Genomic DNA, 20339 nt, shown 5'->3' with positions numbered 1-20339 from the left:
TATATAGATAGTTAACTACCTTGAACATCTACCTGATCTGTTTCTACTCTTGTAGAGGGTGCTAGATTCTCTACTTTCTGTTCTTCTCTTAAGTAAAAATTCATCACATCATCTATTTCCCATCTTAGTTGACCTAGCTTTTTGAATGAAAGAGTGAATGGTGTAGTAATATAGTTCTCTACTAAATCAGGAAATCCTAGTGTTTGTAGTGTCTCATTAGTTACCTGTGGATTATCCCCATCCAAATAGAAGTTCCAGATAAAGTAGTACTTAGCTTGTAGTGTAGCAGAAATTGGTAATATAAAATCATGTCTAAACTTGCCACCCCCTAAGCCGCTGCCATCACGCTTCCACACAATGTGACTTATCTGGAGCTTGTTCCTGATGAACAGCTGATCTATTAGGTTGATGTTTTCATAGAAAAAGTAAATAGCGTATTTGTACTGTGGCTCCTTGGATATATGTGATGTAACTCTGGCACGAAAGAAAATTGCCTTACCTGTTGCCTGGCTTGGGCTAAAAGCCACATATGATTGATTAAAGGCATAATTAAAAAACTCAGCATTAGGCTGTAGCTCACAATAATCGTCTATCATTATTGATGTGTACATATCCCAATGAAGCGTTTTTGAGTCAAAGAATCTGGACTCTGAGAAGGGGAAATAATCTGAAAAAATAAACAGGTCTGGTTCCACATAAGAACCAGTTGTGTTGATACCTATATAATCAAGGCTCTTTTTACGAGTGAAAACAAAAGGTCGTAAATCTTCACCTGCAGACGGATAATATAGTACGTTTAAGTCTTCATTTTTATCTAAGAAGTTGTTCCATAAGTTAGAGGCTGACCGGAAGCAATTTTTTAGTATTTCTCTTTGCTTATGCATGTTATTTATGTTTTGAATGGATGACTTATAAGAAAAAGAGATTTACCTCCCACAGATCCCCGCATACCCGCAATACTCACAGCCTTTGGTATCCTCCCGCTGATCCAACACGCCGTCTGCAGACAATACTTCTTCCAACAGGTTTTTAAGCTGTTGCTCTACTTCCTCTGATTGTACTGCTGTGAACGAGAGAAGCTTTTCATCTCCTGCACTTAAGGTAGCATCAAAACTCTTACTGTAAAGCTCTTTGCTGTTGTAAAGCGCAGGTGCTACGTTTTTACCATCAAGTGTCTCCCTGTTATTCCGTGCATAGAGCAGCGAGTAGATCAATACCTGCATGGCTGCTTTGTTTCTGTCTTTCGTTTCGCGGTCAAAAAGCTCAGGTATGGTTGTGAAGGCGCGGGTGTCTTTACCGGTCTTGTAGTCTAGTACTCTTACTTCACCGTTTTTCTCATCAATCCGGTCGACGTGGCCTTTCAGGCGCATGGTTTTGGTCCCATCGCCATAAGGAACTTGTATGGCCATATCAAACGTTTTTTCGAGCCCTACAATAGAGAAGGGAGCATGGGCTTTATCCACTTCCAGGACCTGGTTTACCATCTCCGCTACCATGTGCAGAGGCATGCTATTGCGGCCCAGGAAAGGCACAACTCCATACTTTTGCTGATAAGCTACTATAACTCTTTGGAGGAGTGGCAGCTCGGTGAGTTTCTGTTCTATACTCTCTTTGGTTACTTCGGCGCCTTCTCCATATTCTTCATAAAAGTTTTGGAGCACCTGGTGCATGAGCAGACCGAAGATTGAGCTATCCACATCTTCCTGTACTTCATCTGGTTCTTTTATACCAACCAGGTAGCGGAAAGCGAATTGGGTACGGCAATGCAACCAGGTGTTCAGCGCACTAGGGGAGAGGGCCCTGGCAGGCTCTCCGTTATCGGTATACTTTAACAGAGCTGTTTGTAGCGTTTCTTTTTGTAAGTCAAGTGCAGCAGTTATGCCCAGCCTGGCATTTAAGTGCTGCTGGTGCGGCTTCACATCAGGCCATAGCTCGTACAGCATTTGTCTTACAAAGCGACTGAGTTCGCCTTGTTTACCACCAGTGCGGTAGCTGCTGTAAAACAAGTGTACTTTTTTAGCACGTTGCAACAGCCTGTAAAAGTGGTAGGCGTAGATGGCATCGTGCTCGTCGGTAGTAGGAAGCCCGTATGCGCTGCGAATGAAGTAGGTATAAGGGACGGTTCATCTGAGGCAGCCGGCAATACTCCTTCGTTCAGGCTAAGGATGTACAGGTTGTCAAAATCAAGGCAGCGGGTTTCCAGCATGCCCATCACCTGCAGGCCCTGCAAAGGCTCGCCCGTAAACGGAATGGTTAGCTGTTGCAGCAGGTGGCGGATCAGCTTATCCAACAAATCGGTGCTCAACTGAATGTCTGCCTCTTCTGCAGTTTTTAGCATATTCTCCAGTTGCGTACGAGTACGGGAAATATACTCTTCTTCCAGCGTTTGCTGGGTTGTCTGCTGGTCGCGAAGCTGCTTGTTAACCAGCTCCATTACCTTCAATAAGTAATTCCCTAATCCTGCCCCTGAAGCGGCACACTGAAAGATGATGGCCAGGCTTTGGTCTTCCTGTAGCTCAGCTTCGCTAATATGAATCTTGCTGTGCCTTTCAATGTCCTGAAGTACTTTGTAAGTAAGTGTCGGATTGAGGCCTCGCACATAGGGGTGTCGGAGTAGGCTGGTAACTGGCTTGTAATGAAACAAGGTTGAGTCCGATGTACAGGTTTTCTGGAGCTCTAGTAAAGCATCTAACAGGCTGTAAACAGGCGTTACCCGCAGGGGTACACCCATGGTGACATTTACTGTAGAATTTTCCAGTTCTGATGGTAACTGATAAAGAAAAGGGAATAACTGACTTTCATCTGGTAGCACAACTGCGGTACGCGTGAGCTCCTGGTCATTGGGCACACCATTTTCTGCTAACTGCTGCTGCAGCTGCCTGCCTGCCTCGCGTGCCTGCACATGGTCTAGTGGCAACTCGGTGAGCTGTATGGTTTCCTGTAGCTTTTTAGCTAAAAGATCAGGGACTTGTGCAGGGAAAGTTGGCCCTAAGACATCATCTTTCCGCCAGCGGCGCATGAATAGGCCGGCTTCCTGCTCTGGTTTGAGTATATGCGCATCCACATCCCAAAAAATTCGGGCAGTACCTTTTTGGAGCAGCTGCTTGATAACAGTCTCTTCCACTTTGGTGAGATCATTAAATCCGCAGAATAGAACGGTTTTACTTTGGGGTGTATCCAAGTATCGTTTTTCTTCGGTCACGCTTCTGGCAATGAGACCGCTATACCCAATATTTTCCTGTATTAGTTTTTCTCTGAATGCTTTGTACAGTTGAGGCAGGACTTCCCAGAAAGCCAGAAACCTTTCTTTATGTCCCGATAACGCTTTTTGTTCCCCGAAGCTGCCGTAAAAGGCCTGAAGCGTGTCTTTTTGCTCTTCACTTAGCAAATCATCGCTTTCCAGCGCCTTTATATCTTTCAAGTGATAAAACACTTTGTCAGCATCAGCGCAGGCCTGGTCCAGGTTGTTAAAATCTTTCAGGATGATTTCTGCCCAGGCATAAAACTGGTCGAAAGTCTCATCCCCTGGCATCAACTCTTTATAAATCGGGTATAGCTTAAAGCAAAGCAGGAGGTTGTCAGCCCGTTTTAGGTCAGAGAATTGTTCCAGGTATTCACCCATGCTCAATACCTGGGGCGCCCATGTTGGTGTTTGACTTAAGTTGGCCAGGTGCTTCAGCAGAAACTGACCCGCCCTGCGGTTTGGGAAAACCAGCTGAATTTGTTCGAAACGCCCCTGATAATCTGTAAACAGTGTGGTGGCTATTGTTTGTAGAAAATCTATGTTCATAAGATGAAATCGTTAGGTGATAAAGAAAGATAAATCTAATAACAGGCTATGCAGGTATGGCTTCCCTCGCCACGCTTTCCACAGGATTTTCTTCTTCGATATAGAGTAGGTAGCCCTCAACTTCAAAGCCCATTTGTGCCAGTTGGCTCATGTAGCGCTTTAGCTGTGCATGGTGCGACTTGCTGCGGTTTCCAGTTTTATAGTCTATCACGATTGCTTGCTTTCCTTTTAGGAGCACCCTGTCTGGCCGGTGAATTTCACCATTTACCCCCAGTATGGCTGCTCGTTCAGCACCTGCCAATCGGAGCTAAACCAGGAAGCTACCTGAGGGTGCTGTAAAAGCGCTTCCATTTTTGCTTGCAGGATTTCCGCATCCTTTTGTGTGATCTCCGACTTCAATTGCATACTTTTCAGCACAGTCGGCAGGAAATCCAGATAGGTTACTTTAGCCAGTACATCATGCACCAGGGTACCATAATCTATACTTTGTGCAATGTGCTCGTTCGCTTCAATGTAAACAGGTTTTGCGTGGCGGCGCAGACGCAGTATATGGTCCCAATGCGCTAGTGGCGTATGGTAAGTGGTTTCTGCCTGAGTAACTGTTGTTGGCTGTTTTGTGTGCTGCATAAGTTTGCCAAATACAGCCTGTGTGTAGGGAAACTCTTTTTCTCCGATAGAGCAGCTCTTTTCTTCTACTGATGCGTGCATGGCAGCAAGGCATTCTTTTACCACCCAACCTACATGGCGACTTTTGCTATCTTCGTTGAGATCCTGGGCTGTAATGAGTAAGGCATCTTCTGCACGGGTGAGCGCTACGTATAGCAGGTTCAGGTTGTCGAGATAGGCCTGTAGCTTTTCCTGCAGGTGCTCAAAGCTAAAGTACGTGGAAGCCAGTTCACTCTTATAGGTAATGGGTACTCCAGTGAGAGGCAAACCATAAAAAAGCTGGCTATGCGCGACCGGAACCCCCTCAGGCTTACAATCTGCCCAGATGATGTTTGTCTTCCCCTGCGTATCTACATCAAGCTTCCAGTTACAATAAGGTATCATGACAACCGGGTATTGCAGACCTTTGCTTTTGTGGACGGTTAAGATGCGGATAGCGTTCGGAGCCTGATCCCGTTTCAGGCTTTGTCTGGCACCTTCTTCCTGCCACCAGTCCAGGAAGCCGCCAAGGTTACCGTTTTCTTCATGGCTATACCTGTGCACTTCGTTCATAAAGGCCTCCAGATAATGCTCCTCGTCCCGCAGTCTATCGAGCCCGAACAGGCGTGTCAGGCGGCTGCACAGGTCATAAAGCGCCATACGGCTGAGGCTAATATGATTTTTTGTAAATTCAATAGGCAGGAGGTCTTCCAGCTCTTTGATATCTGCAGTAGCTACTCTTTGCAGCGTGGCAGTATCAGGGCTTCCCATATTTCTTATAGCGGCGTATAGTTTTACTGAGGCTACAATGGCAGGCTTGTTTTTGATATTGTGCAGCAAATGCAGCAGGTTTACCAGCAGCTGAACCGATTTTGCTGCATTCAGTCGGAGTGCTTCCTCGCTCAAAACATCCAGTCCATGTATTGATAGGTAAGCCGCTAACTCTCTTGCTTCTCCGTTACTACGCACAAGGAGTGCTATGTCTTGCAGAGTGTATCCTGCATCGCAGGTTTTTTGAATGTTTTTTAGCAGTAAGGCTTTCGCCTGATCTTTAAATGAAAGTTCAAGGGAGTCTTTGCCTCTGCTCTGGTCCAGCACCATTTGCACCTGCACAAACCCGCTCTTACAGTCATCCGCAATTTTATCAGCTGGGAAAAGTTGCGCACTCTCTTCATAAACAGCTTCAATATTGTTCAGTAGGTCCTGTATTTTATCTGAGCGCTTCTCAGGAAACTGCTTGCCTCTTGCGGCTTCTTCAGCTTGTTCGGCCACTACTTCTGCAGCATGCTTAAACAGACAGTTGTTAAAGTCAATGACTTCTTCGCAGCTGCGCCAATTATGCTGAAGTTGCTCCTGAAAAGCATTAGGCAATTGTTTGCCTACATCCTGCAGCATGAGGCGCAGGTCGCCGCCACGCCAGCGGTAAATGCTTTGCTTGGGGTCGCCAACTATCAGGTTCTTGTTGCCGGAAGCGATGCTGTTATCCAGCAAAGGGCGAAAGTTGTTCCAGTGCATGCGGCTTGTGTCCTGAAACTCATCAATGAGGAAGTGGTTATACCGGTTGCCTGTTTTCTCATACACAAAGGGTGCATCATCTTCACCAATAATCTTATTGAGCAGCTCGGCTACGTCTGAAATGAGCAATACATTGTTATCGGTCCGGTAATCTTTAAGCAATTTCAAGTACTCTCCCAGCAGGGCACAGGTCGTGAAATGCTCAAGCACAGCGCAGGCTGAGTGGTATTCTTCATGGTTGTCATCATAAGAACCAACGGCACGCTCCAGGTATTCATCCAGGCATTGTGCTGCCAGTCCGTCGATGATCGCTTTAGTACCTTTATTCTGGCTTTTAGAATACCAATCTTTGTCTTTAAGTAGCACTTCCCGTACCCTTGTTCCGGGTGCATAATCATTTCCTGCAATTATCTTATTGAAGTAATTTGCTACACCGGATTTGCCATAGCTAAAGTCTGGTATGGACAGCCCGGCATTATCAATTGCCTCTAATGCATCTTCACCAATACTTCTCATCTCATCCTCAAAATTCCACTTAATTTTACTTAATTTGTTTAAGAAAGCCTGTGCAGCAGTAGGGTCTTGATTGAGTGCCTTTAATCCCTTGCTCTGCTCTGCAAAACCTTCTTTGACAACCTCTCCTATCAGTTTGTGCAGGTTTTTGCGAACATCCCAAGACTTGCCCTGACTAAGTTGTTCACTTGAGAACCTAATGAGCCAGTTTCTCAGAAATGTATTATCGGCCGCCTTGTCCATCAACTGGTCAGTTAAATCTTCCAAGACTTTGGCAGTATTGAGCTCTATGGTGTAACCAGCCGGCAACTCTGCTTCGCGTGCAAAAGAACGAACCACTTTTTGAAAGAAGCTGTCAATGGTACTCACGCTGAAGTGGCTATAATTATGCAGTATGCTAACCAAAGCATTATCCGCTCTCTTTTGCAATTCATCCACTCTAATACCAATGGCTTCTAGCAGAGCCTTACCCATTCCCTTATCTGTTTCTCCGGAGGCAATTTTTTCCAGCTCCTTCAAAATACGGGCTTTCATTTCCTGTGTGGCTTTGTTTGTAAAAGTCACGGCCAGTATGCTCCGGAAATAAGTAGGGTTATCCTGGCTCAGAAGCAAGTGTAGGTAATTCATGGTCAGTGCATAGGTTTTGCCACTGCCAGCAGAAGCTCGGAGTATGGTTAAGCTCATATAGAATGGTTAAGAGGTGGTTAAACAAGTATAGGCACAGTAACTTTTGAACCTAGCACACTAATTTCTATTTTGTCGGACTAAGGTATGAAGTAGCTAATAGTGTATTCGTTATTTGCAAGCTTGTAATTATCCATTGTCGAGAACTGTGCCTATTCATGTTGAGTACTTAAAAAATGCTCTTAGTATTATATCAAATGTTTAATAGAAGCTATTTTAAGGCTCATGATTTATTTTCTGCTCAAATCTGTACCTGTCTGCTGATAAAGTGATAAAGTGTCAATTGTTGAATAATGCTATCCACTTTTGACAGGCAAGGTCGGAATGATACTCCGATGTTCTAGTAGCGTTCATGCAGGGCGTTATGGTCTTCAAGAAGTGGTATTACTTCATTGTACCCCACTAAAGACTCCTCAAACTCCTCACGTAAACTCTCCCTTAAATGCTCTGGCTCCAGCACCTCCAACTCCGCCCCAAAGCTGAGCAACTTCGCTTTCAGCTCCACATTCACGCCCACCTGTAGCGCAAAGGTATGGCTGGCGTCATCTACAAGTCGCTGAGAACTGTGCAGGGGTTTGGTTTCGATGTACTTGCGGCGGAAAGGGGAGATGCGGAAAACGACCTGCTCTATACCTGTTGCGGGCACGCTTACGCCAATGAGGTGCTTGAGCTGGTGCAGCAATTCGTCGGCATCCGCAGGTGTAGGCAGTGAATTGTTCGGCTGGGCATCGTGCAGACGGTCCAGGGCGAAGTTTTGCAGGTTGTTATACTTGTGATTGTAACCCACCAGGAACCAGCGGCCATTAAACTCCTTTAGCAGCAGTGCAGTGGTTTCGTAGGAATTGGGTGCTTCGTGGATAAAGGGCTGGTAGGTTAAGGTCAGGCCCTGGCGCGATTTCACGTAGGGCAGCAAACGACTCAACCATTTCTCAGCGGCAGGGTACTCGGTTTTCTCGAACTCAATATAAGTATGCTTTGCATCAGCAGTGCCTACCGACAAGCTCTGCTGCAGCTTGGCTTCTACCTGGCGTAGGGCTTCTAATTGTCCTAGTTCGCTGAATTGCTCCAGCACGGCCAAGGCATTTTGTATGGCTTTGTAATCGTCATCGGTGAGTGGACTGTTACTGATCGTGAAGCTGGGGTCGCTATAATAATATATGCCGTCTTCGCACACGATAGGCGCTATGTAGCCAAACTTTCCGCTGCGCATGTCTTTTATATCTTCTTGCACACTGCGCTTGCTAATGCCCTTCTGCACCCCCTCATACTCGTACAGCGCTTCAGAGCAAGCCTCAATTAAGTCGTTCAGGGTATAGCGACGGTATTTATTGCGCAGGCAGGCATCTAAGGCCTGCAGGCGAACCAGTTTGTTTTTGTTGGCCATAGCGTTTCTAATATATAGAGAAATTGCGATTGCTACAACCTGTGTTAAAAATATATCTGTTGTAACTTTATCTAGCTGGGTTATAAAGCCAGTTTTATTTTGCCGAGAATTTTAGGAGTGCAGAAAGGCTGCACTTTCGGCGAGTATGTTTGCTCCATAAAGATAGTTAAGGTCCTATAAGAGAAGAATTATGCGATTTGAAGTAGACAAGTATGAGCCTCAAAGCCCCTATTATGTAGAGGTAGAAGACAATACGCCATCCCCTTATCCTTTTATGAAGGCAGAATATTCAGAAGGTTACATCGAAAGCGTTACGTACAAAACCACAATCTATGTAAGTGGTAAGCGAAAAGTGGTGAAGCACCATGAGCCAAGAACTATACCTGGCGGTAGGTTGCTAAAAGACAATAAGTGGGTAAGTAAACGTAGGCACTCTAACTATTCAGCCCAATATAGATTCATGGTGATTGATGCAGATGCACGTGAGGTAGCTGCGCTATACCTGGATGAGTTGGAACACAGTGGCGTCTATGACTTGGTGCTAAAAGGTGGGGTGTGGCATATTGAAGGTGAGGGTACATATGAGAAAAGTACCTACGCAGGCTTTCTGATGCAGGAGGTATCTGTGGAGGAAATCAAGAGATTGAAGCAGGAGCTGAAGACTCAAAAATAAATTTTCACATCTTTTCTGCCGATGCAGAAAGGCTGCACTGCCTGTCCGTTCCTTTGTAGTAGCATTCATTACTCCACAAATAAAACGATGAAAGGCTTATCAGGCGCTAGGATTAGCATTATGTTGATTTTGCAGCTGCTGATGTTTGGCTGCAATGAGCGGCAACTAAGTGACAGTGAAAAATTTGGGCTTTACATCCACACCCTCCAAGGCGACAGCACCGGCTACCGTATCGAATATGGTATAGCCGAAAGAGTAGACACTTTATATGGTTTTTATAAGCTGTCGTCAGAGTATCTGAAACTGGAGCAACAGCTGCAGTTCTACGACTCCGTTACATTTCACTATATGGCTCGGCGTGATAGCGTCTTCAACAGCAGGTATATCGACTCACGGAACTTAGAGCATTCGAGTTATCGAAACTGGAACAGGCATAACGATAGTTTGAAGGCATACCTTAAAAAGGGAGTTGACCTGCGGCACTACCTGATGGAGCAGGCTATACCTTATGAGAAAGAAGTGCGAGGATACCTGATTAGCTTCAATGCCCGCTTGGTTAGCCACCGCGATACGCTGCAAGTACACGAGTTTGACATCTGGCTGAGACATACAGCTACTGAAAAGTTGCTTCAAAAACAGATTATTGATGGAAGTCCTCAATTCTATTAATTTTTCTCAATACCTGGTCAATAATTGACTCCTGTTTCTGTGTTTTTGACAGTTTTTCTTGCCTTAAATACCTTCTGGTTGACCTTTTTTGAATGGCACCGCCTTTGCAAATCACTTTATAACAATTAAACAAAAACAGCTATGCCTAAAATTCGCATCAAAATTACCAAGCCAAGACGCTAACTCATGATCAGTTCGTCAGATGTTACACTATCACTCAACTCTATGCAGCAAAACACTCAATCCAGACCAGGCGCAGTAGAATTTTTGCAGATGTGGAAGCACTTTAACGAAATGGCCCACGAAAGTGGTGTCGTTCGGAAGGCACTACAGAACTATCAGCAGAATGAAAGTGCCTGGTTAAATTACTATCTCTATTTTAATCACTTCGAAGCCGTCGGGCAGACGCTATTGGTATACTGCCTGCGTGAGCTCCTCGACATTGCCGCCACACACCATTTTTCAGCTTTCGATTTAACTGGCTACCTCCTGGAACCTGAAGAGGGGCAGCACTTGGGTGAGCAGGGTGCTGTGCGACAGGCATTGCAGGACGAAGATATCCTGCAGTTTGTGAGTGTGCGTGATCAGCAGGAGTTGAAACGTGTCCTTCCGAAGCTCATAAAGGCGGAGGGAAGCTTAAAGGTACTGGTGCTACCTGTGCTCGAGCAGAAGGAGCTGGAAAAATATCGGCAAAAAATTGAGCAGAAGCTTGGGCAAGTCCGGTAGGGGATGGCTTAGAGTATGTGGTGTTGATTCCGCAGGTACTGGAGGGCAAGCAGGTGACATGGAGGTACCTGCACTACAACGGCAAGCAGCAGCCGGAGATTACAAGCTTGCAATAATGCCCCGTAATGGCTGTTGCAAGCTAATTTTGTTTAAAACTTTCCAACACTACTTAATACAAACAATATGTGGATCGCATCAAAATACGGCTTCTTCTCTATCGTTGCAAAAGATAATGGCTTTCACGTTAGGGCAAGGGTACAGCTCGACCTGGAGGAGCTCCTGGCTGCAACAGGTATAGCCGAGCAAGTGCAGATATGGCCCGGAGCAGATTATCGTTATCGGATTATTGTGGGTGCAACGGATATTAGCAAAGTATTCAGCACGATGGCTTCTTCCATCGACTATAGCAATTTTAAAAGTATGATTGACGCCACCCCGAACCAGCTTGCGAAGCGGTACGCCTATAGTGATATCTGGTGTACGATGTATCAACTGCAGGAAGATAGTGATAAAAGTTAAGTTATTCTGACTTCCACATGCTTTGCTCAGTTGTGCTTATTTCATCAATCCTGCTAAAGTCTTTCTATGCATAAACCCCTCCTTTACTTCTTACCTTTCATCTGTCTCTTCCTTTTGATTAACTCACATGGTGTTTTTGTTCTTAAGCCTACAGTTTCATCAGGAGAAATAGCACCTGATGTAAAAACAACGGTAGACAGACAGCAAATTCTGAGGCTGGTAAACGATGCCCGAAGCCGTGGGCGCCAATGTGGAAGCAGTTACGAAAATGCGGCTGAACCACTTAAGTGGAATGTACAACTGCAGCGTGCAGCTCAACAGCACAGTGAGGATATGTATCGGAGGAACTATTTCAGCCACACTTCCAAGGACGGTACTCCTTTCTACATGCGTATCCGGAGACAGGGATATCAATATTTTACCTGTGCCGAAAACATAGGGAAGGGATATGAAAATGAGATTTCTGTTATAAAGGGTTGGCTAGGCAGTCCGGGGCATTGCAGTAATCTAATGGGCTCAGCACACACCGATTTTGCTGTAGCCAGGACTGGGGAATATTGGGTGATGGTGTTGGGAAGTAAGGATTGATATTTAATTTAATAAGGTGCATTTCATACCCCTGCCCAATCAAAAAATACTGCCACTTCCGGACGTCATCACCCCGGCTTCCGATTCTGAGTACATTCATGTTTATTGCATTTTGTATATATTTAAATCTTCAATTTAATACGTAATTAATACACTGTAGCTTCAGGCGTTAAAAAATAGTGCAAAAAAAATAGGGAAATAAGTGCGCTTGGTTTAATTTGCGATGCAGGAGCTTCTTATATTGTATTGTGCGAGTCAAAAAAATGAAAATAATTGACTGGGCAGTGAGAAGGGGTTTCTGGAATTGATATTTGTATTTTTAAGGCCCTGTGCGCTGGCTGGCAGGAGCAATTTCGATGAAACATACCATTACACCACCCGAAAATCTGCAGCAGGTATGTTGCCTTTCAACTGATTTTGTAGAGATCATACATGATGTCAGTCATGCCATGCTGCTTGTGCGTTGGCTGCGACCGGTGCAAAGCCACGAATACCGCTTTGGAATAGAGGAAACAGGTCGTGTGCTGTTGGAACTGGGGCTGCAGAAACTGCTCGTGAACAACCAGCGCATGGGCGTGCTAACAATGGATGACCAGGGCTGGCTGGCAGCTATCTCTATCCGGATGATCTCGCAGAGCAAGCTGAAGCAGCTGGCGATCATTTCTTCCACCGATTTCTTTCAGCAGCACACCAACGAGAAGCTCGACGGCCGGGTAAAGGAACAGACACCGTTTTTTGACACACAGTACTTCCTGATAGAGCGCGAAGGGCTGGAATGGCTGAAAACAGCTTAAACAAAAACGCCGCCTCCCATCAGGAGAGCGGCGTCTTGTAACACACTCAAACAATCTAAACTTACTTATCCCACCATACGCGGCCGTAGAGGTTGTCCTGTCCGCCGAACTGGCGCTGCACAGCCTCATTGTAGCTGGCGGCGTTGTTGAAGGCTTCGTTGGCCGGGTAGCTGTTGCGGCGTGGTACGGCGCGGCCACCGTCTGGCTCCACCAAATTGGCAGGATAGCCCGTGCGGCGCCATTCGGCCCAGGCTTCGTAGCCGTGCATGAACAGGTGGATCCAGCGCTGCGTCGCGATCTGCTCAATGGCATTGTCCGCGTCGTAGGCCACACCTTCCTGGCTCAACAGGTCTGAGGCACCGGCTGCGCTGCCCGTCCACTGCAGGAGCGACTGCTCAATGGCTTTGTTGTAATTGGCTTCAGCCTCGGCATCGCCACCGGCAATCCAGCCTAGCTTGCAGCTCCAGCCTTGGCGAAGAGCGCCTGTGCGTAAGTTACCAGCTGGATGTGCGCGTCCTGCTTCCAGATGGCCTGACCCAGCAGCGAGTAATTGGTCACGTTTGGCAGACCTTCCACGCGGCCGTATGGCAAGCCCACATACTCACCGGAGGTACGGGCGGGTGCGCCGTATACCTGCAGGCGTGGGTCTTCTACCGGCTTCAGTTCGTTTACGAGTCGCTCAGTCAGTGCCCACCATTCCCGGTTCTGGTTCGATACCTGCCCAAACCAGTAGTTCTGGTTATTGGCGTCGGCCAGGTGGCGGAACGCGAGGTTGTCGGCATTGGAGGTCATGATACCGGCTTCCAGCGCCTTCTTAAACTCGGCGGCACCTTTGGCAGGGTCTACCTCAGACAGGCGCAGGGCCATCAGCATGCGGATGGTATTGGCCAGGCGCTTCCACTTGTTCACATCCCCGTTGTAGATGATGTCGTTGGAGATGTTGCCGGCCGTGATCTCATTATTAGCCTGCTCCAGCTGTGCAAACAAGCTGTTGTAGATCGACTCCTGGGTGTCATACTTCGGGGTGAAGTTTTCGGAACCTCGCAGGGCCTCCGTGTAAGGGACATCGCTCCAACGGTCTGTCACGTGCCAGAAGTAGTAGGCCTTCAGGATACGGGCTACCGCCAGCTGGTTGTTCACCGGGCCTTCCGTAGCGCTCAGGTTATCTGACGTCAGCACCGTTTCCAGGTTCATTAGCGGCCCTGGTAGATCCAGTAGAAGCTGGTGCCGCCCTCCGGGTAGAGGGAAGCGCCCGGATACTGTGTTTCGGACAGGTACTGGGCATGGAACTGGGCCGAAGGCGAGGAGCTCAGGCTCGACAGCGAGAGCGCCGAGTTGGCGATCAGCTGGGTGCCGGAAGCATTGCTCGGCTGGTTCGGGTTGATGTTGATGTCCTCATCAAACTTGTCGCAGCTTGCCAGCATAAAGCACGACAATAGCACTGCATATATTTTCTTCATTCTCATCTTCCTTATAAAGTAATGTTTAGGTTAATGCCGTAAGAGCGCACAGAGTTGGTCATACCTGACTCGTACCAACTGATGGACTGGGAGCCGGTTGAGATCTCAGACGGGTCGATGCCCTCAGGGGCTTTCTGCCACAGCTGCGCTACGTTACGGGAGAACACGGCAACGCCTACGCTCTGGAACGGCAGACGGCCTAGCATAGACTTGTCGAGGGTATAGCCCAGGCGCAGTTCACGCAGCTTGATGTAGGAGGCGTCATATACCCACTCTTCGTACACACGGCGACCTACTACGGTGTTGTAGTAGGACTGGGCGTTTACGTAGTTAGAGGCCGGCTGTCCGCTCACATCCACACCACCCACGATCGTGCCTGGTGCGTAGATGCCCTCTACTTTCACGCCACCGCCTTCTTCCAGCGGATCACGCACATTCGCGCCGCGGTCGTTGGTTGCCACCGTGATCGGGTCCTGACCGGTACGCACCGCCAGCATTTTAGAACGGCTGAAGAACTGGCCACCGAACTGGTAGTCGATCATGGCAGAGAGGTCAACCTTCCAAATACGGAAGATGTTCTGCCAGCACCTGTCGCATCAGGCTGCACCGTGCCAAAGTCATGCGTCGCGTCAGTATACAGCGGCATGCCGTTCGCACCAATCAGTTTCTGTCCGGTGGCAGGGTCACGCTGATACGCCTGGCCTACGAGGCTGCCATAAGGCTTGCCTTCATAGTGGTTGAGGTAGGAAGTTACAGAAGAGTAGGTGGTAGAGTACTGCGTCAGCACGTCCACATCCGGGTGAAGCTCCACGACCATGTTGCGGTTGCGGTTCGCATTGAAGGACGTGTTCCAGGTGAAGTTGCTCGTCTGGATTGGTGTGCCGCTGAGTACTACCTCTATACCTTTGTTCTGGATCAGACCGGCGTTGATCGTGGTAGTGCTATACCGCTGGTGCCTGAGATAGGCAGTTGCAGGATCTGATCTTTGTTCTTCAACTGGTACAGTGTCAGGTCGAGTCCTATGCGGCCATTGAGGAAGCGCAGGTCTAAACCAGCTTCGTAAGCGTGCGCGAAAGAAGGTCTTACGTGCGGGTTGTTCAGGTTGTCCGGAACAGACAGCGTGTTAACAGTCGGGCTGCCGGCATACACGGTGCCTACATTGTAGAAAGGTGTGGTGAAATACGGGCTCAGGTCAGAGCCTGCCTGTGCGTAGCTGGCCCGGATCTTACCGAATGAAAGCGGCGACCAGTCGATCAACTCGCTGAACACCATGCTACCTGATACTGATGGATACCAGTAGGAGTTGTTTTCTGGCGGCAGGGTAGAAGAGATGTCATTACGAATGGAAGCGTCGATGAAGTAGGTGTCTTTGTAACCCACCGAGGCCATACCGTACATACTGCGGATCTGCTTGCGGCGAAGTGTCTGATTGGTAGTAGGACGGTCAATGGAGCCGTCGATGTGGTAGAAGCCCGGTGTGGCAAGCCCACCTACCGAGCCCATGTAGAGCGCCGTGTAGCGGGTGTCGAACAGGTTACCGCCGGCATTCACGTTGAGCGAGAAATCACCCAGTTGCTTCGTGTACTGCGCCAGCAATTCGAAGTTCGTTTCGCGGCCCTGGTATTTGCCTGTCGTGAACTGAGGTACTCTCCTGCCCCCGAAGGCCTGGCGGGTTTCGATGTTCTGGGTATAGCTGTCGTTGCGCACATGGCCGCTCACTTTCAGGTCAGGCAGGATCTGGTAGGTCAGACCCACGTCGCCGAATACACGCTCGCGGTTGTCATTGCTGATGTTCTCGTATGCCTCGAAGTAAGGGTTGTTCCAGTACAGCGGGTTGAAGTTGGTGATCTCGCCTGTAGCTGTGCTTGGGCGGCGCAGGTTCCAGTTCAGGAAAGTGCCGTCGGCGTAGCGGTAGTTCTTCATGCGCTTCATGTCCACGTTACGCTGGAACCACTGCACCATGTAGCGGGCACCGTACTCCGATCCCTGCGACGGACGCTGGCATTGTTGCGGGCGTAGTTGATGTTGGTCGACACTGTCAGCTTTTTAGACAGGTCCAGGCTGCCGCTTACGCCCACGTTGTTACGGTTGAGCCAGGTGTTCGGCTCCACACCCTCTACGCGGGTGTCGTTTACGCTCAGGCGGAAGGTGCTGTTCTCGTTGCCACCCGTGATGGTCACGCCATTGTTCAGGTTATAGCCTGTTTCGTAATAGTCTTTGATGTTGTCAGGATGCGGTACGAAAGGTGTCAGTTGACCATACTCCGGATCCTGTGGGTAGAAACTGAAGATCTGGCGAACCGGTGTACCGTCCATTTTAGGGCCCCAGCTTTCATCTACGGACACGTCTACATACTTATCGCCGTTTGGCAGGGTGCGCCAGGTCTGGCTGGAACCGCCGCCGTACATGTTCTGCATCGGCATGAAGTTCACGGCACGCTCCACCGAGAAGGCAGAGTTAAGCTGCACGCTTACCTTTTTAGGGCCTTTCTGACCTTTCTTGGTGGTGATCATGATCACGCCATACTGCCCACGGATACCGTACAGGGCAGAGGCCGCAGGGCCTTTCAGCACGTTCACCGACTCAATATCCTCCGGGTTGATGTCCTGTGCCAGGTTACCGTAGTCCGCCTGGTCGGCGCCGGCGAAGTTGGCGTTGGAGATCGGGGTGCCGTCCACTACGATCAGCGGCTGGTCTACGCCGGCAATCGAGTTAACGCCACGTATCTTGATCTTCTGAGTACCGCCCATGCTGGCGCCCGAAGAGCCTGTTACCTGCACACCGGCTACTTTACCGGCAAGCGAGCCAGTACGTTCTGCTCTTTGGTGAAGGTCAGGTTGTCGCCCTGCACCTGCTGCGTGGCATAGCCGAGGGAGCGCTCGCTACGCTCGATGCCGAGGGCCGTCACCACCACCTCGTCGAGCTGACGGGCGTCGGTCTGGAGGCTCACATTGATTGTGCTCTGGTTGCCCACCACTGCCTCACGGGTGGTATAGCCCAGGTAGCGGAACACGAGGGTGGCATTGGCATCGGGTACCCGGACCTGGTAGTTACCCTCCGCGTCCGTTGCAGTGCCGATGGTTGTGCCTTTGACGGCAACACTCACCCCGGGCAGGCCATTGCCTGACGAGGCTTCTGTCACCTTACCGCTTACTGCCCTGTCCTGGGCAAAGGCGCTGGCTGACCAGAGCACCATAAGCGGTAAAATGATGGATAGTAGTTTTTTTCCATAATTCAACATGTAGTTTAAAGGTGAATAGGTTAGTTTCGTTGAATATAGGATATATTTAATTAATATAAAAGCAATATTCGTTATAACATGATGCACGAATGTGCGGATATAAAAAAATACCCCGCAGCAGGCCGTAGCCTGTGCGGGGTGTTTGTACTTGTCAAAAAGCTGTCAGCTTACAGCGAATCGATCCATTTTTTGAGTTCGCCTTTCGCCTTACCGGTCTTCTGCTGCAGTTTGCCGAGCCATTCGTCCTGCTTGCCTTCGTCGTAGGTCAGGTCATCATCGGTCAGGTCGCCGTAGCTCTGCTTGATCTTGCCTTTCATTTCGTTCCAGTTTCCTCTGGTTCTATATTCTGTTTCGTTCATCGTATTTTAGACTTTAAATTTATATAAATCTTATACCTTGTTTTACGGATGAAACAGGACATACGTTTGAAACGAGAGGCTATACCCACTTCCTGAGCAGCCCAACAAGGTCGCTTTGCTCGAAGGGTTTGCAGAGGTAGTCGTTCATGCCCGAAGCCAGGCTGTTTTCGATGTCGCTGCTGTAGGCGCTGGCCGAAAAGGCGATGATAGGCGTGTCACATTTTTCCTGGCGCAACATACGGGCTGCCTCCAGGCCACTGATGCCGGGCATCTGCACATCCATAAAGATGAGGTCAAACTTGTCTTTGCGTGCCAGGTCGATGGCCTCTTGCCCGCTGAAAGCAGCAGTTACCTTCGCCCCGAAGTTTTCGAGCACCGTCTCGAGTAGCATCACGTTGATCTCATTGTCATCTACCACGAGCAGGTGCTTGCCTACAGGCACCCGGTAGTTACTGTCGTCCTCCACTTCCTGCTGCACAGACTGCCTGACCTGCATGCGCTTAAGCCGGATCGTAAACCAGAACAATGAACCCTGTTTCTGGCCTGGCAATGGGCTGATCACCTGCAGGTCGCCCTGCAGCAGCCGGGCTAACTTCTTGCTGATTGCCAGGCCAAGTCCTGAGCCGCCGTACTTGCGGGAGGTAGACTGGTCGGACTGGGTAAAAGACTCAAACACCAGGGCCTGCTTGCTGGCAGGTATACCGATGCCGGTATCACTCACAGAGCAGTAGAGCAGCAGCTCATCGTCGGGCAGCTGCTCGGCCTTGAACAGCACCTCAATGCTGCCCTGTTCTGTAAACTTGATGGCATTGCTCACCAGGTTGATCACCACCTGGTTGATGCGGGTCGGGTCACCGATCGCCCACTGCGGCACACTAGGATCAAAGGCGCAGTCAAAGCGCAGCCCCTTGCTCTCGGCCAGGTGCCGGTACGGGCCCAGACTGGCCTCCAGGTTTTCGCGCAGCTCAAACGGGATGGCCTCCAGATAAATTTTGTTCTGCTCTACGCGGTGGAGGTCCAGGATGTCGTTGAGCAGTTTGGTGAGCGTAGTGCCCGACGATTTGATCAGGTTGATGTACTGTTTTTGCGTGTCGTTCAGCTCGGTGCCCAGCAGCAGGTCCGTAAAGCCCATGATGCCATTGAGCGGCGTCCTGATCTCGTGGCTCATGCTGGAGAGGAAATTGCTTTTGGCCTCGTTGGCAGCTTCTGCTTTGCGTTTGGCCTTGCGAAGTGCTTTCTCGTTCTGCTTCAGTTCGGTGATGTCTTTGGCCACGATCAGCACACCGTCTACTTCCTTGTGGCTGTTGCGGATGTGGGAGAAAGAGCAGGAAACCGGCACTGGCTGGCTTTGCCTTGTTTTGAATTGCAACTCCTTGTTCAGGCACTTGTCCTGGGAGCGGCACTGTTCCATCAGCGACACCAGCGTCGGCACATGGTCTTTGGGGAGCAGCACCGACAAATGCTTGCCTTGCAGTTCATCTTCCCGGTAGCCCAGCGCTTCTTCCAGGGACTCGTTTACGGACCGGATCGTAAAGTCAGCATTGAGTACGAGGAGCATGTCCACCACGCCGCGGTAAATGCTCTCCATAAAGTCCCGGGACACCGTGGAGCTTTTGAGCTCCTGCCCCAGCATGTTTATACCTGCAATCACGGCATCCATTTCGTCGCCTGTTTCGGAAGTTTCGATCTGGTAGTCGAAGTTTCCGCTGGCAACCTCGGTGATCAGGGACATGATCTCCTCTATTCGCTCTTTTAGTACTTTCACTCGCTTCGTTTTTTCACCGCTTCCGGTGTTATTGACCTATTCTTTTTCAATGGCAAAGGTGGCACCCATCATCTCCAGTGCAAAGTTGTCTTTACTTTGGTAATAGCCAACTTTCGGATAAGGAGTTGCGCCTACTTTCTTCTTTTCGATAGTGGCCGATATTCCCATGTTTACCTGTATGCACTGCAGGGCATTGGCGCGCTTTATTACCTGGTAAAGCGTCTGCCTGTATACCCCGTATGTCATCAGGTATTCATAATCCATCCCGATCAGCATAAAGCTATACACATTCGCGACATTTCTGTGGCAGAAGGCAACGGCTACCGGCTTGCGGCTGATCGAGTATTCCTCTTTTATATAGAGTACGATAAATTCCCAGGACTTGCTTTCGTTGAGCTGCTGAAACATCTTCTCCGGAAACAAAAAGTTATTGATGGCGAAGTTGTTGTTTTTCACGTTGCGGAACAAAGCCATGGCGTGCTGCAGCTCTTCAGCGTCGAGCCGGTCTTTGACCACCACGTCGTAGAAGTGCTCATTGCGCTTGATCTTCTGCACAAAGTTCTCGCGTCCTTTCTTGGAGAGCGTCTTTCTGAAGCCATCCTCATCTGTCCAGTTCAGCTCCTCGACCACACAAGACTCCGGCAGGTGCATTTTCACGAAATCCTGCTCCACCATAAATTCATCCAGTTCCGGATCCTTATCGTCGAGGTCGCGAAGCAGGATGCTGCTGGCCTGGTTCGCTTCCTGCTCTTTGCTCAGCTCCGATAACAGTGCCTTCAGCGCTTCTTTCCAGTATGGGCTGGTACGGTCCAGGTAGAGGTGGTTTCCCTCGGTGAACAAGCTGCCCAGCACGATGCCGGTGGTGGTGAGGTAATAAGGGTTGGCTTCCCGTTCGCGTTCCAGTGCTTTGGAAATAGAGGCCTGCGAAAACATGTCCTCTTTAAGCAAAGCAATGGCGGCAAAGGTCAACAACACCACTTTCCCCTCCGGGTCCTGCACGGTGTAGTAGCGGAA

The 20339-nt window shown here is 49.1% G+C and carries 21 protein-coding genes and 1 pseudogene; 6 read left to right on the top strand and 16 right to left on the bottom strand.

The genetic code is table 11. The annotated features are described in order from the left end of the window. Positions 1–11 precede the first annotated feature (11 nt). The 6 genes from O71_RS00210 to O71_RS00185 all read right to left on the bottom strand — a co-directional run bounded on the left by O71_RS00210 (position 12) and on the right by O71_RS00185 (position 8531). Positions 12–884, bottom strand: coding sequence for a hypothetical protein (locus O71_RS00210; RefSeq protein ID WP_007652031.1), 873 nt, complete (start codon positions 882–884; stop codon positions 12–14). 42 nt (positions 885–926) lie between these two features. Further along, positions 927–1943 carry a PD-(D/E)XK nuclease family protein gene (locus tag O71_RS00205; RefSeq protein WP_040573361.1) on the bottom strand — a complete coding sequence of 339 codons (1017 nt, stop codon included), beginning with the start codon at positions 1941–1943 and terminating at the stop codon, positions 927–929. Between the two features lie 5 nt (positions 1944–1948). Continuing rightward, positions 1949–3790 carry a hypothetical protein gene (locus O71_RS00200; protein ID WP_040573360.1) on the bottom strand — a complete coding sequence of 614 codons (1842 nt, stop codon included), beginning with the start codon at positions 3788–3790 and terminating at the stop codon, positions 1949–1951. Between the two features lie 46 nt (positions 3791–3836). Next, positions 3837–4091: a Dna2/Cas4 domain-containing protein gene (locus O71_RS26190; protein ID WP_071530805.1), complete on the bottom strand. Its 255-nt coding sequence runs from the start codon at positions 4089–4091 to the stop codon at positions 3837–3839. Further along, positions 4055–7147, bottom strand: a complete 3093-nt coding sequence (locus O71_RS00190) for an exodeoxyribonuclease V subunit beta (RefSeq protein WP_007652026.1) — start codon at positions 7145–7147, stop codon at positions 4055–4057. Before O71_RS00190 ends, O71_RS26190 begins: the two co-directional genes overlap by 37 nt. A gap of 340 nt (positions 7148–7487) precedes the next feature. Beyond that, complete coding sequence (locus O71_RS00185) at positions 7488–8531, bottom strand: YafY family protein (RefSeq protein ID WP_007652024.1); 1044 nt, start codon at positions 8529–8531, stop codon at positions 7488–7490. 190 nt (positions 8532–8721) lie between these two features. Here O71_RS00185 and O71_RS00180 point away from each other — a divergent pair, with 190 nt between their 5' ends. The 6 genes from O71_RS00180 (at position 8722) to O71_RS00155 (ending at position 12500) form a co-directional block, all read left to right on the top strand. Next, positions 8722–9204, top strand: a complete 483-nt coding sequence (locus O71_RS00180) for a hypothetical protein (protein ID WP_007652023.1) — start codon at positions 8722–8724, stop codon at positions 9202–9204. Between the two features lie 120 nt (positions 9205–9324). Then, the gene (locus O71_RS00175; protein ID WP_007652021.1) at positions 9325–9873 is read left to right on the top strand and encodes a hypothetical protein; all 549 of its coding nucleotides are present in this window, start codon (positions 9325–9327) and stop codon (positions 9871–9873) included. Between the two features lie 225 nt (positions 9874–10098). Beyond that, the gene (locus O71_RS00170) at positions 10099–10599 is read left to right on the top strand and encodes a hypothetical protein (RefSeq protein ID WP_155800384.1); all 501 of its coding nucleotides are present in this window, start codon (positions 10099–10101) and stop codon (positions 10597–10599) included. 183 nt (positions 10600–10782) lie between these two features. Beyond that, on the top strand, positions 10783–11118 hold the full coding sequence (locus O71_RS00165; protein WP_007652017.1) for a hypothetical protein: 336 nt from the start codon (positions 10783–10785) through the stop codon (positions 11116–11118). Between the two features lie 66 nt (positions 11119–11184). Then, entirely contained in the window at positions 11185–11706 is a 522-nt protein-coding gene (locus O71_RS26915) for a CAP domain-containing protein (RefSeq protein WP_007652015.1), read from the top strand. 356 nt (positions 11707–12062) lie between these two features. After that, complete coding sequence (locus tag O71_RS00155) at positions 12063–12500, top strand: hypothetical protein (protein ID WP_040573359.1); 438 nt, start codon at positions 12063–12065, stop codon at positions 12498–12500. Between the two features lie 61 nt (positions 12501–12561). Here O71_RS00155 and O71_RS00150 read toward each other — a convergent pair. The 10 genes and pseudogenes from O71_RS00150 to O71_RS26910 form a co-directional block, all read right to left on the bottom strand. Next, positions 12562–13694: pseudogene (locus tag O71_RS00150) on the bottom strand (SusD/RagB family nutrient-binding outer membrane lipoprotein). Beyond that, on the bottom strand, positions 13694–13960 hold the full coding sequence (locus O71_RS24865; protein WP_237717634.1) for a hypothetical protein: 267 nt from the start codon (positions 13958–13960) through the stop codon (positions 13694–13696). The pseudogene O71_RS00150 and the gene O71_RS24865 overlap by 1 nt, the downstream one beginning before the upstream one ends. Positions 13961–13971: 11 nt before the next feature. After that, positions 13972–14502: a hypothetical protein gene (locus O71_RS24860; protein ID WP_237717633.1), complete on the bottom strand. Its 531-nt coding sequence runs from the start codon at positions 14500–14502 to the stop codon at positions 13972–13974. Then, a complete protein-coding gene (locus O71_RS24855; protein ID WP_237717632.1) occupies positions 14499–14777 on the bottom strand; it encodes a hypothetical protein in 279 nt (92 codons plus the stop codon). The genes O71_RS24860 and O71_RS24855 overlap by 4 nt, the downstream gene beginning before the upstream one ends. Positions 14778–14875: 98 nt before the next feature. Next, entirely contained in the window at positions 14876–15922 is a 1047-nt protein-coding gene (locus O71_RS24850; protein WP_237717631.1) for a hypothetical protein, read from the bottom strand. Beyond that, the gene (locus O71_RS24845) at positions 15889–16740 is read right to left on the bottom strand and encodes a TonB-dependent receptor plug domain-containing protein (RefSeq protein WP_237717630.1); all 852 of its coding nucleotides are present in this window, start codon (positions 16738–16740) and stop codon (positions 15889–15891) included. The genes O71_RS24850 and O71_RS24845 overlap by 34 nt, the downstream gene beginning before the upstream one ends. Positions 16741–16745: 5 nt before the next feature. Beyond that, positions 16746–17156 carry a carboxypeptidase-like regulatory domain-containing protein gene (locus O71_RS24840; protein ID WP_237717629.1) on the bottom strand — a complete coding sequence of 137 codons (411 nt, stop codon included), beginning with the start codon at positions 17154–17156 and terminating at the stop codon, positions 16746–16748. A 212-nt stretch (positions 17157–17368) separates the two neighbouring features. Continuing rightward, positions 17369–17560: a CsbD family protein gene (locus O71_RS00140; protein WP_007652002.1), complete on the bottom strand. Its 192-nt coding sequence runs from the start codon at positions 17558–17560 to the stop codon at positions 17369–17371. Positions 17561–17639: 79 nt separating this feature from the next. Next, complete coding sequence (locus O71_RS00135; RefSeq protein WP_007652001.1) at positions 17640–19325, bottom strand: PAS domain-containing hybrid sensor histidine kinase/response regulator; 1686 nt, start codon at positions 19323–19325, stop codon at positions 17640–17642. A 36-nt stretch (positions 19326–19361) separates the two neighbouring features. After that, positions 19362–19976 (bottom strand): GNAT family N-acetyltransferase, encoded by a 615-nt coding sequence (locus tag O71_RS26910; RefSeq protein WP_369750833.1) that lies wholly within the window; start codon positions 19974–19976, stop codon positions 19362–19364. Positions 19977–20339 lie beyond the last annotated feature (363 nt).

The sequence above is a fragment of the Pontibacter sp. BAB1700 genome (genome assembly GCF_000277005.1).
GTDB classification, from domain to species: domain Bacteria; phylum Bacteroidota; class Bacteroidia; order Cytophagales; family Hymenobacteraceae; genus Pontibacter; species Pontibacter lucknowensis.
This window is presented reverse-complemented; position numbering and strand designations above follow the sequence as displayed.

What these genes read in the sequence shown, in the direction of transcription:
- O71_RS00210 (WP_007652031.1), bottom strand. Translation starts at nt 884, where the DNA reads ATGCATAAGCAAAGAGAAATACTAAAAAATTGCTTCCGGTCAGCCTCT.
- O71_RS00205 (WP_040573361.1), bottom strand. Translation starts at nt 1,943, where the DNA reads ATGCTGTACGAGCTATGGCCTGATGTGAAGCCGCACCAGCAGCACTTA.
- O71_RS00200 (WP_040573360.1), bottom strand. Translation starts at nt 3,790, where the DNA reads ATGAACATAGATTTTCTACAAACAATAGCCACCACACTGTTTACAGAT.
- O71_RS00190 (WP_007652026.1), bottom strand. Translation starts at nt 7,147, where the DNA reads ATGAGCTTAACCATACTCCGAGCTTCTGCTGGCAGTGGCAAAACCTAT.
- O71_RS00185 (WP_007652024.1), bottom strand. Translation starts at nt 8,531, where the DNA reads ATGGCCAACAAAAACAAACTGGTTCGCCTGCAGGCCTTAGATGCCTGC.
- O71_RS00180 (WP_007652023.1), top strand. Translation starts at nt 8,722, where the DNA reads ATGCGATTTGAAGTAGACAAGTATGAGCCTCAAAGCCCCTATTATGTA.
- O71_RS00175 (WP_007652021.1), top strand. Translation starts at nt 9,325, where the DNA reads ATGTTGATTTTGCAGCTGCTGATGTTTGGCTGCAATGAGCGGCAACTA.
- O71_RS00170 (WP_155800384.1), top strand. Translation starts at nt 10,099, where the DNA reads ATGCAGCAAAACACTCAATCCAGACCAGGCGCAGTAGAATTTTTGCAG.
- O71_RS00165 (WP_007652017.1), top strand. Translation starts at nt 10,783, where the DNA reads ATGTGGATCGCATCAAAATACGGCTTCTTCTCTATCGTTGCAAAAGAT.
- O71_RS26915 (WP_007652015.1), top strand. Translation starts at nt 11,185, where the DNA reads ATGCATAAACCCCTCCTTTACTTCTTACCTTTCATCTGTCTCTTCCTT.
- O71_RS00155 (WP_040573359.1), top strand. Translation starts at nt 12,063, where the DNA reads ATGAAACATACCATTACACCACCCGAAAATCTGCAGCAGGTATGTTGC.
- O71_RS24865 (WP_237717634.1), bottom strand. Translation starts at nt 13,960, where the DNA reads ATGAAGAAAATATATGCAGTGCTATTGTCGTGCTTTATGCTGGCAAGC.
- O71_RS24860 (WP_237717633.1), bottom strand. Translation starts at nt 14,502, where the DNA reads ATGATCGACTACCAGTTCGGTGGCCAGTTCTTCAGCCGTTCTAAAATG.
- O71_RS24855 (WP_237717632.1), bottom strand. Translation starts at nt 14,777, where the DNA reads ATGGTCGTGGAGCTTCACCCGGATGTGGACGTGCTGACGCAGTACTCT.
- O71_RS24850 (WP_237717631.1), bottom strand. Translation starts at nt 15,922, where the DNA reads ATGGTGCAGTGGTTCCAGCGTAACGTGGACATGAAGCGCATGAAGAAC.
- O71_RS24840 (WP_237717629.1), bottom strand. Translation starts at nt 17,156, where the DNA reads ATGGTGCTCTGGTCAGCCAGCGCCTTTGCCCAGGACAGGGCAGTAAGC.
- O71_RS00140 (WP_007652002.1), bottom strand. Translation starts at nt 17,560, where the DNA reads ATGAACGAAACAGAATATAGAACCAGAGGAAACTGGAACGAAATGAAA.
- O71_RS26910 (WP_369750833.1), bottom strand. Translation starts at nt 19,976, where the DNA reads ATGCACCTGCCGGAGTCTTGTGTGGTCGAGGAGCTGAACTGGACAGAT.